The sequence below is a fragment of the Methylobacterium goesingense genome (genome assembly GCF_022179225.1).
Classification (GTDB): domain Bacteria; phylum Pseudomonadota; class Alphaproteobacteria; order Rhizobiales; family Beijerinckiaceae; genus Methylobacterium; species Methylobacterium goesingense.
In genome coordinates, this window is sequence record NZ_BPQL01000053.1 from 1 (window position 1) to 14,625 (window position 14,625).

Below are 14,625 nucleotides of genomic sequence, written 5' to 3' on the forward strand. Positions count from 1 at the left end.
CCGGGCCGGTATTGACGATGAGGAGCCCCTTCTCGATCGTCAATACCGGCCCGGGCAAGGGCAAGACCACGGCGGCCCTCGGGCTGATGCTGCGCGCGCTGGGCCACGGCTGGCGCGTCGGCGTGGTGCAGTTCATCAAGGGCGCCTGGGACACGGGCGAGAAGCACGCCCTCAAGACCTTCGGCGACCGGATCGACTGGCATACGCTCGGCGAGGGCTTCACCTGGGAGACCCAGGACAAGGCCCGCGACATCGCCGCCGCCGAGCACGCCTGGGCCAAGGCCCTCGACCTCATGGCCGACCCGACGATCCGCCTCGTCGTGCTGGACGAGCTCAACATCGCGCTGCGCTACGACTACCTGGACCTCGACGCCGTCGTGGCGGCCTTCCGGGCGCGCCGACCGGACCTGCACGTCGTCGTCACCGGCCGCAACGCCAAGCCGGCCCTGATCGAGGCCGCCGACCTCGTCACCGAGATGGCATCCGTCAAGCACCACTTCGCCGCCGGGGTGAAGGCGCAGGTGGGGATCGAGTTCTGATGCGGGCGGCCATCGTCGCGCTCGCCCTGTCCACCGCGATGGGAACGCACGGCGTCCGAGCCGATCCAGCCCCCTCCTGGCCCGCCACCTATCTCGGCCGCGTCGAGGCCCTGGCGGTGGTGGAGGGCCTGAACGCCCGGCTGCTCGCCAGCCGCTCCGCGACCGCGACACTCGAAGGCTGGTGCGCCGAGCACGGCATGGCCGCCTCGTCCCGGCTCACGGCGGACCTGCAGCGCGGCGCGGACAAGCCGGCCTCGGAGGAAACCCGCAAGCGCTTGAATGCCGGCCCCGACACGGTCCTCCGCTACCGTCGGGTGCGGCTCGCCTGCGGCGACCGCGTCCTGTCGGAGGCGGACAACTGGTACGTGCCCGAACGCCTGACCCCGGAGATGAACCGCCTGCTCGAGACCACCGACACGCCGTTCGGCCGGGCGGTCCAGGCCCTCGGCACGACGCGGCAGACCCTCGGTGCGGAACGCCTGTGGCAGCCGCTGCCGCAAGGCTGGGAGCAGGCGCCACCCCCGCCGGGGGCTTGCGGCGCGCTCGCGATTCCCGAGCATCTGTTCCGGCACCGGGCCGTGCTGTTTACGGCCGAGCGCGTGCCGTTCTCGGAGGTGGTCGAGACCTACGGAGCCGCCATCCTGGCCTTTCATCGCGCCGCGCGGCCCGTCGATCCGGCCTGCGCCACGGCTCCGTCTGGGCAACCGCAGCCATGACCCGCGCCATCATGATCCAGGGCACCGGCTCGGATGTCGGCAAGTCGCTGATCGTCGCCGGCCTGTGCCGGGTCTTCGCGCGGCGGGGGCTCGCCGTGCGGCCCTTCAAGCCGCAGAACATGTCGAACAACGCCGCCGTCACCGCCGATGGCGGCGAGATCGGCCGGGCCCAGGCGCTGCAGGCGCGGGCGGCCGGGGTGGCGCCCTCCGTGCACATGAACCCGGTGCTGCTGAAGCCCCAGAGCGAGACCGGGAGCCAGGTCGTGGTCCAGGGCCGCATGGTCGGCACCGCCAAGGCGCGGGACTACCAGGCCTGGAAGCCGCGCCTCCTGGCCTCCGTGCTGGAGAGCTTTTCGTATCTGAAGGCGCAGGCCGACCTCGTGGTGGTGGAAGGCGCCGGCTCGGCCTCCGAGGTCAACCTGCGGGCCGGCGACATCGCCAATATGGGGTTCGCCCGCGCGACGGACACGCCGGTGATCCTGCTCGGCGACATCGACCGGGGCGGCGTCATCGCCAGCCTCGTCGGCACGAAGGCGGTGATCGATCCGGCCGATGCGGCGATGATCCGGGGCTTCCTCGTCAACCGCTTCCGCGGCGACCCGAGCCTGTTCGCCGACGGCATGGCGACGATCGCGCGGGCGACCGGCTGGCCGAGCTTCGGCCTGATCCCACACTTTCCCGACGCGGCGCGCCTGCCGGCGGAGGACGCCCTCGGGCTCGCGGGCTCGGGCGCCGGCGCGGCCCGGCGCAAGGTCGTGGCCGTGCCGGTGCTGCCGCGCATCGCCAATTTCGACGACCTTGACCCGCTACGCGCCGAGCCCGACGTGGCGGTGGTGCTCGTGCGCCCGGGCGAACCGATCCCGGTGGCCGACCTCGTGCTGCTGCCGGGCTCGAAGACCACCATCGACGATCTCGAGGCCTTCCGCACCGAGGGCTGGGACATCGACCTGCGCGCCCATGTCCGGCGGGGCGGACGGGTGCTCGGCCTGTGCGGCGGCTACCAGATGCTCGGCCGGCGCATCGACGACCCGCACGGCATCGAGGGCGCGCCCCGCTCAGTGCCGGGCCTCGGGCTCCTCGACATCGAGACCGTGATGACGCCGGTGAAGCATCTGGCCGCCGTCACCGGCACCAGCTTGGCCGACGGCGTGCCGTTCTCGGGCTACGAGATGCATGTGGGCGACACCACCGGGCCGGATACGGTGCGGCCGGCGATCCGGCTCGCGGACGGGCGCTTCGACGGCGCGGTCTCGGCCGATGGCCTGGTCACCGGCACCTACGTGCACGCCCTGTTCGCCGACGACCGGCAGCGCGGGGCCTGGCTCGCCCGTCTCGGGGCGGCGCCGAGCGGGCTGGCCTACGAGGCTGGCATCGAGGCGGTGCTGGACCGGCTGGCCGATCATCTCGAAGCGCATGTCGCCTGCGACGCGCTGCTCGCCCTGGCGTTGTAGCGGGCGAACGGATTAGGCTCGCCTCCGGAACGCCCGCACCGAACGGGCGCCATGAGGAAGCACCCGATGAGCCCAGCCCCTCCCCAGGTGGATGCGCGCGTCGCCGAGGCGACGATCCGTACCGTGACGCTGCGGCTGATGCCGCTCCTCGGTCTGATGTACCTGATCGCCTATATCGATCGGCAGAACATCTCCTACGCCAAGCTGCCGATGGTGGGCGATCTCGGCCTCAGCGAGAGCGTCTACGGGCTCGGGGCATCGCTGTTCTTCCTCGGCTATTTCCTGTTCGAGGTGCCGAGCAACGTGATCCTGGAGCGGGTTGGCGCCCGGCGCTGGTTTGCCCGGATCATGCTCACCTGGGGGCTGATCACCATCCTGCTCGGGTTCACCCAGAATACGACGATGTTCTACGCCTTGCGCTTCCTCCTCGGGGTGGCGGAGGCGGGGTTCTTCCCCGGTGTCCTGTTCGCCCTGACCCTGTGGTTCCCGCAATCGCACCGGGCGCGGATGATCGGCTGGTTCATGATCGCGAGCGCGCTCGCCAACGCGGTCGGCGCGGCCATCGGCGGCGCGCTCCTCGACCTCGACGGCACCCTCGGCCTCAAGGGCTGGCAATGGGTGTTCGTAGCCACCGGCCTTCCCGCCCTTGCGCTGGCGGTCATCGTCCTGCGCATCCTGCCCGACGGGCCGGACCAGGCGCCCTGGCTGAAGCCGGAGGGGCGGGACTGGCTGAGCCGCACCCTCGCGGCCGAGCGCGAGTCTGGGGGGAAGGTCGAGCACGGCAACCCCTTCGCGGCCCTCCTCGACCGGCGGGTCTGGATGCTCGCCTCCGTCTACATCGCCTTCCCGCTGGCCGCCTACGGCCTGAGTTACTGGCTGCCCACGGTGGTGCGCAGCTTCGCGGTCTCGAACACCCTCAACGGCTTCATCAACATCATCCCGTGGCTGATCACCGCGCTCGCCCTGTGGTGGGTGCCCCGTCGCGCCGCGCGGACGGGCGATCAGGTCTGGCACGTGGTGGTGCCGGGCCTCGTCGCGGCACTCGCCCTGGTGCTCAGCGTGGTGGTGCCGGGATCGGTGCTGAAATTCGCCTGCCTGTGCGTGGCGGCGGCCGGCGTCTTCTCGGCCCAGCCGGTGTTCTGGTCCCTGCCGGCGACCTTCCTTAAGGGTGCGAGTGCCGCCGCCGGCATCGCGGCGATTAACTCCGTGGGCAATCTCGGCGGCTTCATCGCGCAGAATGCCGTGCCGTTCATCCGCGACCAGACCGGCAGCAACCTCGCGCCGATGTACTTCCTGGCGGCCTGCCTCGGCCTCGGCGCGAGCCTGATGTTCTGGGTGCTCTCGGCCCTGCGCCGCGACGCCGCGCGCCGGGTCGCGGCGGATGCGGGCGCCGGCCTCCGGGTGGCGTAGGCTACGGGAGCGGCACCGCGTAGGCGTGCGGCGCCCCGTTCAGCAGGCTGTCGAACAGGACGAGGACCCGGCCCGGCCCGAGCGGAACCACGGCCTCGGCCTTGCCGTCGATGCGCTTGCCCGCCTCGTTCTCGCCCCGCACGGGGGCGATGGTCGCGACCGGGGTCAGGGTTCCGGTGGGTAGTTCGGCGAGGTACAGCCGGTAGGGCACGGGAAGGCCGTTGCGGGACGAGCCCGTGAGCACCAGCATCCGTCCGTCGGGCAGGATCGTCAGGTCGCGGATGCCCGCATCCGGTCCGGCCGCCAGGGGAATCGTGGTCACGTCGGCCGTCAGAGTGGCGTTCCCCTCCGCGAACAGCGCCTCGACGGGCACGGAGACGAGGAAGGCCCTGCCGTCGAGGCTCGGCGCCCGCAGGCCCGCATAGAGCCGCCCGCCCACCACGGCGAGGCCCTCGATGTTCAGCCCGTTCGGCTGCGGTGTGCCCTCCGGCGGCCGGTCGTTCCAGTCGAACTCCAGATCGCGCAGCACGAAGTCGCGCACCGGGCCGGCGGCCATCAGGGCGTCGAACAGGCGGTAGGTGCTCACCGTTTCCACGGCGGCGGTGCCGCCGGCGTTCGGGCGCAGCCGCGTGAGGATCATCGACGACAGCTTGTACTTGCGCTTGCCCCGGGTGCAGCCGTGCGACCCGGTGACGTAGAAGTAGGGCTCGGCATAGGCGACGGCCTCGCCGTCGAGCTGGTTGAACTTTCCCGGGCCGCCGCTGCATCGGGACTGCGCGGGCGGCGTGCCGCGAATGTCGGGCGCCGGCGCCGTGCCGAGGTCGTAGGCGGTAGCGCCCGGCGTCAGCGTGGTCGCGCCGAGGCGGGCGAACTGCGCGCCCCGGTTCTCGTCGTTGACCACGACGCAGAGGCGGGTGCCGTCCGCCTCGGCCGGCCGGCAGGCCATGCCGCTGAGGTCGTAGGCCCTGTCGCCCGTCGTCTCGCCCTCGAAGTCCCGGGTCACCGTAAAGGGTGTGGGCGCGGTCTCCGCCGCGAGGCCGGGCGTCGAGAGGGCGATGCCGAGGGCGGCCAGCGCCAGGGCGGTGCGCCGCCCGGGGCGCGTCGTCATCGACCGGATCATGGGACTGCAACCTTGAGGAGAACGAGGATCAGGAGGGCGAGGCCGAACAGGAATCCGCACGCCGTGCGGTAGAGCGCAAGCGCCCGTTCCACGTCGGCTGGCGTCGCCTCGGCGCGCCCGTCGCCCATCCAGCCGTCCTCCACCCGGGTGGCGCCGTAGGTGCGGGGGCCGGCGAGGCGCAGCCCCAGCGCGCCGGCCATGGCGGCCTCCGGCCATCCGGCATTCGGCGAGCGGTGGCGGCCCGCGTCCCGCCGGACCGCCCGCCACGCGTTGCCGGGCGAGGCGCCGGGATGGATGGCGGCGGCCGCGATGAGGAGCAGGGCGGTCAGCCGTGAGGCCGGAAGGTTCACGAGATCGTCGAGGCGGGCGGCGGCCCAGCCATAGGCCTCGTGGCGCGGAGTACGGTGGCCGATCATGCTGTCGGCAGTGTTGATCGCTTTGTAGAGCGCGCCGCCGGGCAGGCCACCGACCCCCATCCAGAAGGCCGGTGCCACGATGCCGTCGGAGAAGTTCTCGGAGAGGCTCTCGATGGCGGCCCGGCAGATGCCGGCCTCGTCGAGGCTCTCGGGATCGCGCCCGACGATCATCGACACGGCGAGGCGTCCGCCCGCGAGCCCGTCGCGCCGGAGATCGACGGCCACGCGGGCGACATGGGTGTAGAGGCTGCGCTGCGCCGGCAGGCTCGCCGCCAACAGAGCTAGGACGAGAAGCGCGGGCAGGAGACCGGCGGCCCCGGCGAGCGCGGTCAGGGCGAGGGCGAGGCCGCCGACGATGGCGAGGAGCACGATGAGGCCGGTCACGCCAGCGAGCCGGCGGCGGGCGGGTCCGCCCCGGTTCCAGTGTCGGTCGAGGGCACCGATCAAGGCGCCGATCCAGGTGACAGGATGCCCGAGCGCCCTGTAGAGCCGGTCCGGATAGCCGGCCGCCGCCTCGATGGCGAGGGCGAGCACCAGGACGATGAGCGTATCGGGCGGATGTGTGAGGGCGGTCCAGGACATGCGGTCTCGGTGATGGCGCGCGGCCCGGGGGCGGGAGCAGGGGACAGGATCGCCCATGGCGGCGACCTCGATGCCGCCCGGCGCCTCTTCCCGCAAGCGCCCGATCCCTGGATCGACCTCTCCACGGGGATCAATCCGGTGCCCTATCCGTGTCCGGCGCTGGAGGCCAGCGCCTTCCACCGCCTGCCCTCGACCGCCGACCTCGGCGCCCTGCGCGCGGCCGCCGCGCGCGCCTACGGGGTGGCCGATCCGGAGCGGATCGTCGCCGCGCCCGGAACCCAGATCCTGATCGAGACCCTGCCGCGCCTGGTGGCTTGCGCTCGCGTCGCCGTGGTGGGGCCGACCTATGCCGAACACGCCGCCGCCTGGGGCCGGGCCGGTCATGCCGTCGCGACCGTGCCGGGGCTCGAGGCCACACGCGATGCCGACGTGGTCGTCGTCGTCAACCCGAACAATCCGGACGGACGGACCTGGGAGGCCGGCGGGCTGCGGGCGCACGCTGACGAACTCGCGGGCCGTGGCGGCCTCCTCATCGTCGACGAGGCCTTCGCCGACCTGGAGCCGGTCGAGACACTGGGGCCCTCCCTCGGCCCGGGCCTCCTGGTCCTGCGCTCCTTCGGCAAGACCTACGGGCTCGCCGGTATCCGGCTCGGCTTCGCCCTCTGCGAGCCGGCCCTCGCCGTCGCCCTCGCCGAGGCGCTCGGGCCCTGGGCGGTGTCGGGCCCGGCGCTGGCCATCGGGCGCGCCGCCCTGTCCGACGCGGCCTGGCGCCTGGAGGCCGCCGTCGCCCGGGCGGCGGATGCCGCGCGCCTCGACCGCATGATCCTGCGGGCCGGCGGCACGCCGATCGGCGGGACCTGCCTGTTCCGTACCGCCGACTTCCCCGACGCGGCCGGCCTCTTCGACCGTCTCGGCGCGGCCGGAATCTATGTCCGGCGCTTTTCCGAGGCGCCCGCGCGCCTGCGCTTCGGCCTGCCGCCGGACAAGGCAGCCTGGTGCCGGCTGTCGCGCATCCTGCGGTGAGGGGCGTCAGCCGCCCTTCGGCTCCAGCACGTTGACGAGGAAGCCCGCGCTGGCCAGCAGGATGCCGACGGCGCAGACCCCGGACCAGCCCGCCATGAGGAAGGCCTGTGAGCCCGCGAAGGCTCCGAGCGCTCCGAATACGAACATCACCGTGAACAGCACGGTGTTGATCCGACCCCGCGCGCTCGGCACCAGTGCGTAGACCCGGGTCTGGTTGGCGATCAGCGCGGCGTTGAGGCCGATGTCGATCAGGAGGACGCCGAGGCCCACCGCGACCAGGGACCACGTGCCGCCCGCCCACAGCACCGCGAAGGCCGCCACCACGAACAGCGCGCCGATCACCACCATCGGGCGGGCGCCGTGCCGGTCGGTGAAGCGCCCCGAGAGGGGCGCCACCAGGGCGCCCGCGACGCCGATCACGCCGAACAGGCCGGCGCCGGCGGCGCTGAGGTCGAAGGGGGGCGCTTCCACCAGGAGGGCGAGGGTGGTCCAGAAAGCGTTGAAGCTGGCGAACAGCAGGCCCTGCGACAGGCTGGAGCGGCGCAAGACGGGTTGCGAGCGCACGAGGTGAAGGATCGACACCATCAGGGCGCGGTAGCGCAAGGGTCGAGTCTGAATTGGGCGGGGGAGGGTGGCTGCGGCGATGCCCGCCATCAGCACCGCAACGCCGGCGGCGGCGAAGAAGACCGCGCGCCAGCCGAAATGCGCGCCGACGAAACCGCTGGCCGTGCGCGCAAGCAGGATGCCGGTGAGGAGCCCGGTCATGACCTGGCCCACCACCCGGCCGCGGCTCGCATCCGGTGCGAGCTCGGCCGCGAAGGGGACCGCCTGTTGCGCCGCCGAGGCCAGGAACCCGATGACGAGGCTCGCCAGCGCGAGGGCCGCGAGGTTCGGGCTGAGGGCGGCCGCGAGGAGCGCCACGGCAAGGCCTAGGGTCTGCCCGATGATCAGCGTGCGCCGCGAGAGGCTGTCGCCGAGGGGTACGAGGCCGAGGATGCCGAGGCCGTAGCCGACCAGGGATGCCGTCGGCACCCAGAGCGCCGCGCGCTGGCCGAACTCGGCCACCAAGAGCGCAAGCAGGGGCTGGTTGTAGTAGATATTGGCGACCGCGCCGCCCGCGATCAGGGTCAGCCCGAATCGCGCCCGGGTGGTGAAGCCATGCGCACCGGCATCGGTGCCGTTTCCGGTCCCACTCATGCGCGGTCGACCCGCGGGCCGGTTCGCACCGGATTCCCGGGCATCGGACAGGATTCAGCGTTCATTGGGAGCGAACTCGCACGTCGTCGGTGCCGGCACCGGGAGACGATGGGAAGATGCAACGGCGTCCGCCGCCCGGTTAAGCCCGCGCGCCGGCTTCGGCAACCAGCGTCGACCCTGTCGCTGGTGCCGTGGCGGATGCGATTCGGCGCGGGCGGCGCGTCTCATCTAAGCCTTGTCTGTCGCAGCGCTCGGCTTAGTCTTCGGTCAGTCCGAGCGGCCATGTCGTCGCGGAGCACTTCGCGCAGGATTCCAAGCTCCCCATATACAGTTTGTTATCGGCGACTGATGCGGGTCCGGCTCTCGATGCCCGGTGCACTTGGCGTTTGTCGCATCTTGCGTTCTGATCAGTGTTCGAGTCGGTGAGTCGTCGCATTCGTGGAGCCGGGATGGCTGCCTCGGCGACATCGCCTCATCGACCAGGGAGTTTCAGATGGCGACGTACCGCGTCAACTTTGCCAAGCAGATCCTCGGGGTCCCCTTCACCGTCGGTTCGGTGGAGATCACTCGGGCGCGCGACCCCATGCGGGCGCTCCGCGCGGCGGAACTGCGCTTTGCCCGCCAGCACGGCGTCGAGGATTGGCGGGAGCGGGCCGACCGGGCCGAAATCGCCCCCGCCTCCGGCGCCTGAAGCGCTCCTCCGGCGCTTGCCGGGGGGACTTTACGGCCACGGTCACTGGTCCTGGGGCGGGAGCCGTCCTAAAGTAACCGCCGGGCCGGGCATCCGTCGCACGCGGGGCATCGGCTCGCCCATGATGGGCGTGAGCGAAGGGTCAGGCGGCGTGACATGGCGGCGATCTCTTTCTTCGGCGATCTGCTCCAAACGATCAGCGACCGGGGCCGGGATCTCATCGGCATTGGGCGAGGCGACCTTGCGGCCCGCGCCAACGCCCCGGAACTCGTCAAGCTCTGTGAGGATCTGATCTCGCGGAAGGGCGAGGCCTCCGGCGTCGCCCTGGCGCGGCTGATCCTGGAGCGCTACGCCACCTTGTCGGCCCGCGAGCGCGTCGCCTTCCTGCGCCAGGTCGCCACCGAATTCACGGCCGACCATGCCGCCGTTGACGCGGCGATCGCCGCGTATCGCGCCGATCCGACCCGTGCCGCCCTCGGCGCTCTTCACGATGCGGCCGAGCCCCGCAGCCAGGAACTCATCCGCCGCCTGAACCTGGCCCGGGACGGCACCCGCGCCCTGGTGCGGATGCGCGAGGACCTGTTCGGCCTGCGCCGCGAACTTCGGCGCGAGGAGGCCGACCCAGATCTCGTCGATGCCGCCGACAGTCTCGACAGCGATTTCGAGCACCTGTTCGCCTCGTGGTTCAACCGGGGCTTCCTGGTCCTGCGCCACATCGACTGGACGACGCCCGCCCACATCCTGGAAAAAATCATCCGCTACGAAGCGGTCCACGCGATCACGGGCTGGGACGATCTGCGCCGGCGCATCGAGCCGCCCGACCGGCGCTGCTTCGCCTTCTTCCATCCCGCCCTGGTGGACGAGCCCCTGATCTTCGTCGAGGTGGCGCTCACCGCCGGCATCAGTCCCGCCATCGCGCCGATCCTGGCGCACGAGCGCGATCTCCTGCCCCTGAAGGCCGCCACCACGGCGATCTTCTACTCGATCTCGAATTGCCAGAAGGGTCTGGCCGGGGTCACGTTCGGCAACTTCCTGATCAAGCAGGTGGTCGAGGACCTCGCCCGGGAAATCCCGAGCCTGAAGACCTTCGTCACCCTCTCGCCGGTGCCCGGCTTCTCGGCTTGGCTCGACCGCGAGCGCCGCTCGGACGCGCCGCAGGGCCTGACCCGCGAGGACGTCGAGGCCCTGCGCCTCATCGACGAGCCGGACTGGCAGAACGACAGGACGAAGTGCGAGGCCGTGCGCAAGGCGATGATCCCTGCGGCGGCGGCCTACTTCCTGCGCGCCAAGAACGAGCGCGGGCGCCCCCTCGACCCGGTGGCCCGCTTCCATCTCGGCAACGGCGCCCGGCTGGAGCGCCTGAACTTCCTCGGCGACGTCTCGGATAAGGGGCTCAGCCAGTCGCGCGGGCTGATGGTCAACTACCTCTACGACCTGTCGGCCATCGAGAAGAACCACGAGACCTATGCCAATCTCGGCACCGTGGCGGCCTCCAGCGCGGTGAGCCGCGAACTTCGCACCAACCTGCCGCCGATGCGGGCGGTGGCGCTCGCCGAGGCCTGACCCCGGCGGCCGCCATCACCCCACCCCGACGTTCGGGGCCGCGACGCCTGCGGCTCAGATCTTCGCGATTTCGGCGTTTGCGATTTTGACGTTTCAGAGCGTATCGATCCCGACCATGTCCAATCACCTCTTCGACCTCGTCCGCGCCAGCCTCCCGGCGGACCCCGCCGCCAAGGTGTTCCTCGAGACGGGCGAGGGCGCGCGCTATTCCTATGCCGACCTCATCGTGCGCTCGGGCGCCTACGCGGCCTGCCTGACGGCGGCGGGGGTGAAACCGGGGGACCGGGTGGCGGTGCAGGCCGAGAAGAGCCCGGAATTCCTGTTCCTGTATCTCGGCTCCGTGCGGGCCGGGGCGGTGTTCCTGCCCCTCAACACCGCCTACACCCCCACCGAGATCGCTTATTTCCTCGGCGACGCCGAGCCGGCCGTGTTCGTCTGCGATCCGGCGCGACGCGAGGCCCTCGCGCCGGTGGCACGGGATGCGGGCATGCCGGTGCTGCATACCCTGGACGCGAAGGGGCACGGCACCCTGGCGGAGGCCGCCGATGCCGAGACCGAGGCCTTCAGCGACGTGGCTCGCGGCCCGGACGATCTGGCCGCCATCCTCTACACCTCGGGCACCACCGGGCGTTCGAAGGGCGCCATGCTGAGCCACGAGAACCTGGCCTCGAACGCCCGTACCCTGGCGGAGGCTTGGCGCTTTACCGCGGAGGACGTGCTGCTTCACGCCCTGCCGGTGTTCCACACCCATGGCCTGTTCGTGGCCACCAATACGGTCCTGGCGGCCGGCGCCAGCATGCTGTTCCTCGGACGCTTCGACCCGACCGGGGTGCTTGCCCTGCTGCCGCGCGCCACGGCGATGATGGGGGTTCCGACCTTCTACACCCGTCTCCTGAAGGAGGCCGGACTGACGCCGGAGGTCACCGCCGGCATCCGGCTGTTCGTCTCGGGGTCGGCGCCCCTGCTGGCCGAGACGCACCGCGACTGGGAGGCCCGTACCGGCCACGCCATCCTCGAGCGCTACGGCATGACCGAGACGAACATGAACACCTCGAACCCCTATGCGGGGGCGCGCGTGGCCGGCACGGTCGGCCCGGCCTTGCCGGGGGTCGCCGTGCGGGTGGTCGACCCGGAAACCGGCGCGGCGCTCCCCACCGATGCCGTCGGCATGATCGAGGTGAAGGGCCCCAACGTCTTCCAGGGCTACTGGCGCATGCCGGAGAAGACGGCGGCCGAGTTCAAGGCGGACGGGTTCTTCGTCACCGGCGACCTCGGCAAGATCGATCCGGACGGCTACGTGCACATCGTCGGACGCGGCAAGGATCTCATCATCACGGGTGGCTACAACGTCTATCCGAAGGAGATCGAGAACGAGATCGACGCCCTGCCGGGCGTCGTCGAATCGGCGGTGATCGGCCTGCCTCACGCGGATTTCGGCGAGGGCGTCACGGCGGTGGTCGTCGGCCGCGCGGACGTGCCGGACGAGGCCACCATCTTGCGCACCCTCGAGGGGCGTCTGGCCCGCTACAAATGTCCCAAGCGCGTGCTCTTCGTCGACGAGCTGCCGCGCAACACAATGGGCAAGGTGCAGAAGAACCTCCTGCGCGAGTCCCATGCGGGGCTCTACCGGCCGGCCGATCCGGCGCGGTGACGTGATCGATCGCCGCGCCCTGCTCCGCGCGGCCGGCGCCGGTTTGGCGTTAAGCTCCGCCGGACTGGCGGAGCCGCTCGGAGCCATCGCGGCCGAGTCTCGCCTCCCGCTCTGGCCCGGCACGCCGCCGGGTGGCGGCGGTCCCGCCGGCCCCGAGGCCGTGAGCGAGAAGGGGGCGGCGAGCAACATCGCCGTGCCGGGGCTGGAAGTCTTCACCCCCGACGTTCCGAACGGCGCCGCGATGCTGGTCGCGGGCGGCGGCGGATACCGGCGTATCCAAATGGAGAGCGAGGCGCGCCCGGCCGCGCGCTGGCTCGCCGCGCGCGGCATCACGGCGTTCGTGCTGGCCTATCGGCTGCCGGGGGAGGGCTGGGGTGACGGTCGCCGCGCACCACTGCAGGACGCGCAGCGCGCCCTGAGGCTGATCCGCGCGCGGGCGCATTTGCACCGGATCGATCCCGCGCGGGTCGGTGTCCTCGGCTTCTCGGCGGGCGCGCACCTGCTCGGGCTCGCCGCGACCCGTTCCGCCTTCGCCTCCTATCGCGCTGTCGATGCCGCCGACGGGCTTTCGGCGCGGCCCGACGATGCGGCTCTGATCTACCCCGTGATCACCCTGGAACCACCCTACGATCACACCATGACCCGGCGCATGCTGGTCGGCGCCCGCCCCGACCCGGACCTGTCCGCCGCCTGGTCGGTCGAGACCCACGTGCGAGGTGGCTGTCCACCGACCTTCCTCGTGCAGGCCGAGGACGATCCGATCTCCAACCCCGTCAACACGCGCCTCATGGCGCAGGCCTGCCGCCACGCGGGCGTGCCGGTCGAGACCCACGTGCTCGCCTCAGGCGGCCACGGCTTCGGCATGGGCCGCCCCGGTACGCCGAGTGCGGCGTGGCCGGACTGGTACGCGGTCTGGCTGCGGGGCAGGGGAATGATTTCAGCGGATTAGGCCGGCCCGGAAGCGGCACGACCGGCGGGGAAGCGTAGGGACGCCGATGGCGTGTCGAAGGTGCGGAACGGCCAAGCCTGGATCACGTTGAGGCATCGCGCCGCATCGGCGCGCGGTCCGGTCCATCGATGTCTTCTTCTCCACGCCCGCCTTCTGCGCCCACCGGCGATGCCGCCCACTCGGTTCTCTGGACACTTCTCCTCGGAACCGCCCTGATCGCCCTTGCGGCGGCGCCGAAGCGTGGCTCCCGGCCCGTGTCCGCCGCGTCGGACTGTGAGACGGCGGCCGGCGCGGGCGGTGCCCGCTCCCATACGGGGGGGGCGGCCGCCTATCTCGCCGCGACGCAGATCGCCCGTGGCCGGGCCGCGCACTCGCCCACCGACATCACGGCGGCGGGCTGGAAGGATATCCTCTACCGGGTCTACCTCGAGTTCAATCAGGACCGCGTGCTGTCGGTGGCGGCGGGCGTGACTTTCTACTCGCTGCTCTCGCTGTTTCCCGCCATCGCCGCTCTCGTCTCCTGCTACGGCCTCGTGGCCGACGTGAATTCCATCAACGAGCATCTGGCCAGCATGCGGGGTGTGCTGCCGTCGGGCGCCATCGAGATCATCGGCGACCAGGTCAAGCGCATCGCCGCCAAGGGCAACGGCACCCTCGGCCTGACCTTCTTCACCAGCCTGCTGCTCTCCCTGTGGAGTGCCAATGCCGCCATGAAGGCGATGTTCGATGCCCTGAACGTGGTCTACGAGGAGGAGGAGAAGCGCTCCTTCATCATGCTGAACCTGCGCTCGCTCACCTTTACCATCGGGGCGCTCGTCTTCACCATTCTGGCGCTCACCGGCATCGTGGTGCTGCCGGTGGTGTTCAAGTTCGTGGGCCTGAGCGACACCGCCTGGCTCGTCGCCCTGCTGCGCTGGCCGGCCCTCCTCGTCGTCCTGCTCGGAGGGCTGTCGCTGCTCTATCGCTACGGTCCGAGCCGCGAGCGTCCGCGTTGGCGCTGGGTCGGCGTCGGCGGCGCGGTGGCGGGCCTACTCTGGCTCGCGGCCTCGATCCTGTTCTCCTGGTACGTCTCCAGCTTCGGGAACTACAACGAGACCTACGGCTCGCTGGGAGCAGCTATCGGATTCATGACCTGGATCTGGATCTCCACAACGATCGTTCTGCTCGGCGGTGAGATTAACGCCGAGATGGAGCATCAGACCGCCCGGGACACCACGACCGGGCCCGAGATGCCCATGGGCGCGCGCCGCGCCCGCATGGCCGATACCCTCGGGGCGACGGCCTAAGGGGCGGGCTCCCCTTTCGGCGGGTGGATGC

Annotated in this window: 13 protein-coding genes; 10 read left to right on the plus strand and 3 right to left on the minus strand. The window is 71.4% G+C overall.

Annotation, left to right across the window (positions count from 1 at the left end):
* The 4 genes from cobO to MFF30_RS10110 form a co-directional block, all read left to right on the plus strand.
* A partial coding sequence (gene cobO, locus MFF30_RS10095; protein WP_238279217.1) for a cob(I)yrinic acid a,c-diamide adenosyltransferase occupies nt 1–539 on the plus strand: 539 nt, incomplete at its 5' end.
* Nucleotides 539–1,255, plus strand: a complete 717-nt coding sequence (locus MFF30_RS10100) for a hypothetical protein (protein WP_238279218.1) — start codon at nt 539–541, stop codon at nt 1,253–1,255. The genes cobO and MFF30_RS10100, both read left to right, overlap by 1 nt.
* Nucleotides 1,252–2,706: a cobyric acid synthase gene (locus MFF30_RS10105; protein ID WP_238279219.1), complete on the plus strand. Its 1,455-nt coding sequence runs from the start codon at nt 1,252–1,254 to the stop codon at nt 2,704–2,706. The genes MFF30_RS10100 and MFF30_RS10105 overlap by 4 nt, the downstream gene beginning before the upstream one ends.
* A gap of 66 nt (nt 2,707–2,772) precedes the next feature.
* Nucleotides 2,773–4,116 carry an MFS transporter gene (locus MFF30_RS10110; protein ID WP_238279220.1) on the plus strand — a complete coding sequence of 448 codons (1,344 nt, stop codon included), beginning with the start codon at nt 2,773–2,775 and terminating at the stop codon, nt 4,114–4,116.
* A 1-nt stretch (nt 4,117) separates the two neighbouring features.
* On the opposite strand, the gene MFF30_RS10115 is transcribed toward MFF30_RS10110, so the two are convergent.
* Together MFF30_RS10115 and cbiB are read right to left on the minus strand one after the other, a co-directional pair.
* The gene (locus tag MFF30_RS10115; protein ID WP_238279221.1) at nt 4,118–5,224 is read right to left on the minus strand and encodes a DUF3616 domain-containing protein; all 1,107 of its coding nucleotides are present in this window, start codon (nt 5,222–5,224) and stop codon (nt 4,118–4,120) included.
* 8 nt (nt 5,225–5,232) lie between these two features.
* Nucleotides 5,233–6,234, minus strand: coding sequence for an adenosylcobinamide-phosphate synthase CbiB (cbiB, locus tag MFF30_RS10120; protein ID WP_238279222.1), 1,002 nt, complete (start codon nt 6,232–6,234; stop codon nt 5,233–5,235).
* A 12-nt stretch (nt 6,235–6,246) separates the two neighbouring features.
* Here cbiB and cobD point away from each other — a divergent pair, with 12 nt between their 5' ends.
* Complete coding sequence (cobD, locus tag MFF30_RS10125) at nt 6,247–7,257, plus strand: threonine-phosphate decarboxylase CobD (protein WP_238279223.1); 1,011 nt, start codon at nt 6,247–6,249, stop codon at nt 7,255–7,257.
* 6 nt (nt 7,258–7,263) lie between these two features.
* On the opposite strand, the gene MFF30_RS10130 is transcribed toward cobD, so the two are convergent.
* Nucleotides 7,264–8,454, minus strand: coding sequence for an MFS transporter (locus tag MFF30_RS10130; RefSeq protein ID WP_238279224.1), 1,191 nt, complete (start codon nt 8,452–8,454; stop codon nt 7,264–7,266).
* 493 nt (nt 8,455–8,947) lie between these two features.
* Here MFF30_RS10130 and MFF30_RS10135 point away from each other — a divergent pair, with 493 nt between their 5' ends.
* The 5 genes from MFF30_RS10135 to MFF30_RS10155 all read left to right on the plus strand — a co-directional run bounded on the left by MFF30_RS10135 (nt 8,948) and on the right by MFF30_RS10155 (nt 14,594).
* A complete protein-coding gene (locus MFF30_RS10135; protein WP_238279225.1) occupies nt 8,948–9,145 on the plus strand; it encodes a hypothetical protein in 198 nt (65 codons plus the stop codon).
* 156 nt (nt 9,146–9,301) lie between these two features.
* Nucleotides 9,302–10,708, plus strand: a complete 1,407-nt coding sequence (locus MFF30_RS10140; RefSeq protein ID WP_238279226.1) for a malonyl-CoA decarboxylase — start codon at nt 9,302–9,304, stop codon at nt 10,706–10,708.
* A 115-nt stretch (nt 10,709–10,823) separates the two neighbouring features.
* Complete coding sequence (locus tag MFF30_RS10145) at nt 10,824–12,359, plus strand: malonate--CoA ligase (protein ID WP_238279227.1); 1,536 nt, start codon at nt 10,824–10,826, stop codon at nt 12,357–12,359.
* Between the two features lies 1 nt (nt 12,360).
* On the plus strand, nt 12,361–13,308 hold the full coding sequence (locus MFF30_RS10150) for an alpha/beta hydrolase (protein WP_238279228.1): 948 nt from the start codon (nt 12,361–12,363) through the stop codon (nt 13,306–13,308).
* 128 nt (nt 13,309–13,436) lie between these two features.
* On the plus strand, nt 13,437–14,594 hold the full coding sequence (locus MFF30_RS10155; RefSeq protein ID WP_238279229.1) for a YihY/virulence factor BrkB family protein: 1,158 nt from the start codon (nt 13,437–13,439) through the stop codon (nt 14,592–14,594).
* The last annotated feature ends 31 nt before the right edge of the window (nt 14,595–14,625 follow it).

What these genes read in the sequence shown, in the direction of transcription:
- MFF30_RS10115 (WP_238279221.1), bottom strand. Translation starts at nt 5,224, where the DNA reads ATGACGACGCGCCCCGGGCGGCGCACCGCCCTGGCGCTGGCCGCCCTC.
- MFF30_RS10110 (WP_238279220.1), top strand. Translation starts at nt 2,773, where the DNA reads ATGAGCCCAGCCCCTCCCCAGGTGGATGCGCGCGTCGCCGAGGCGACG.
- cobD (WP_238279223.1), top strand. Translation starts at nt 6,247, where the DNA reads ATGGCGCGCGGCCCGGGGGCGGGAGCAGGGGACAGGATCGCCCATGGC.
- MFF30_RS10155 (WP_238279229.1), top strand. Translation starts at nt 13,437, where the DNA reads ATGTCTTCTTCTCCACGCCCGCCTTCTGCGCCCACCGGCGATGCCGCC.
- MFF30_RS10140 (WP_238279226.1), top strand. Translation starts at nt 9,302, where the DNA reads ATGGCGGCGATCTCTTTCTTCGGCGATCTGCTCCAAACGATCAGCGAC.
- MFF30_RS10145 (WP_238279227.1), top strand. Translation starts at nt 10,824, where the DNA reads ATGTCCAATCACCTCTTCGACCTCGTCCGCGCCAGCCTCCCGGCGGAC.
- MFF30_RS10130 (WP_238279224.1), bottom strand. Translation starts at nt 8,454, where the DNA reads ATGAGTGGGACCGGAAACGGCACCGATGCCGGTGCGCATGGCTTCACC.
- MFF30_RS10105 (WP_238279219.1), top strand. Translation starts at nt 1,252, where the DNA reads ATGACCCGCGCCATCATGATCCAGGGCACCGGCTCGGATGTCGGCAAG.
- MFF30_RS10135 (WP_238279225.1), top strand. Translation starts at nt 8,948, where the DNA reads ATGGCGACGTACCGCGTCAACTTTGCCAAGCAGATCCTCGGGGTCCCC.
- MFF30_RS10100 (WP_238279218.1), top strand. Translation starts at nt 539, where the DNA reads ATGCGGGCGGCCATCGTCGCGCTCGCCCTGTCCACCGCGATGGGAACG.
- cbiB (WP_238279222.1), bottom strand. Translation starts at nt 6,234, where the DNA reads ATGTCCTGGACCGCCCTCACACATCCGCCCGATACGCTCATCGTCCTG.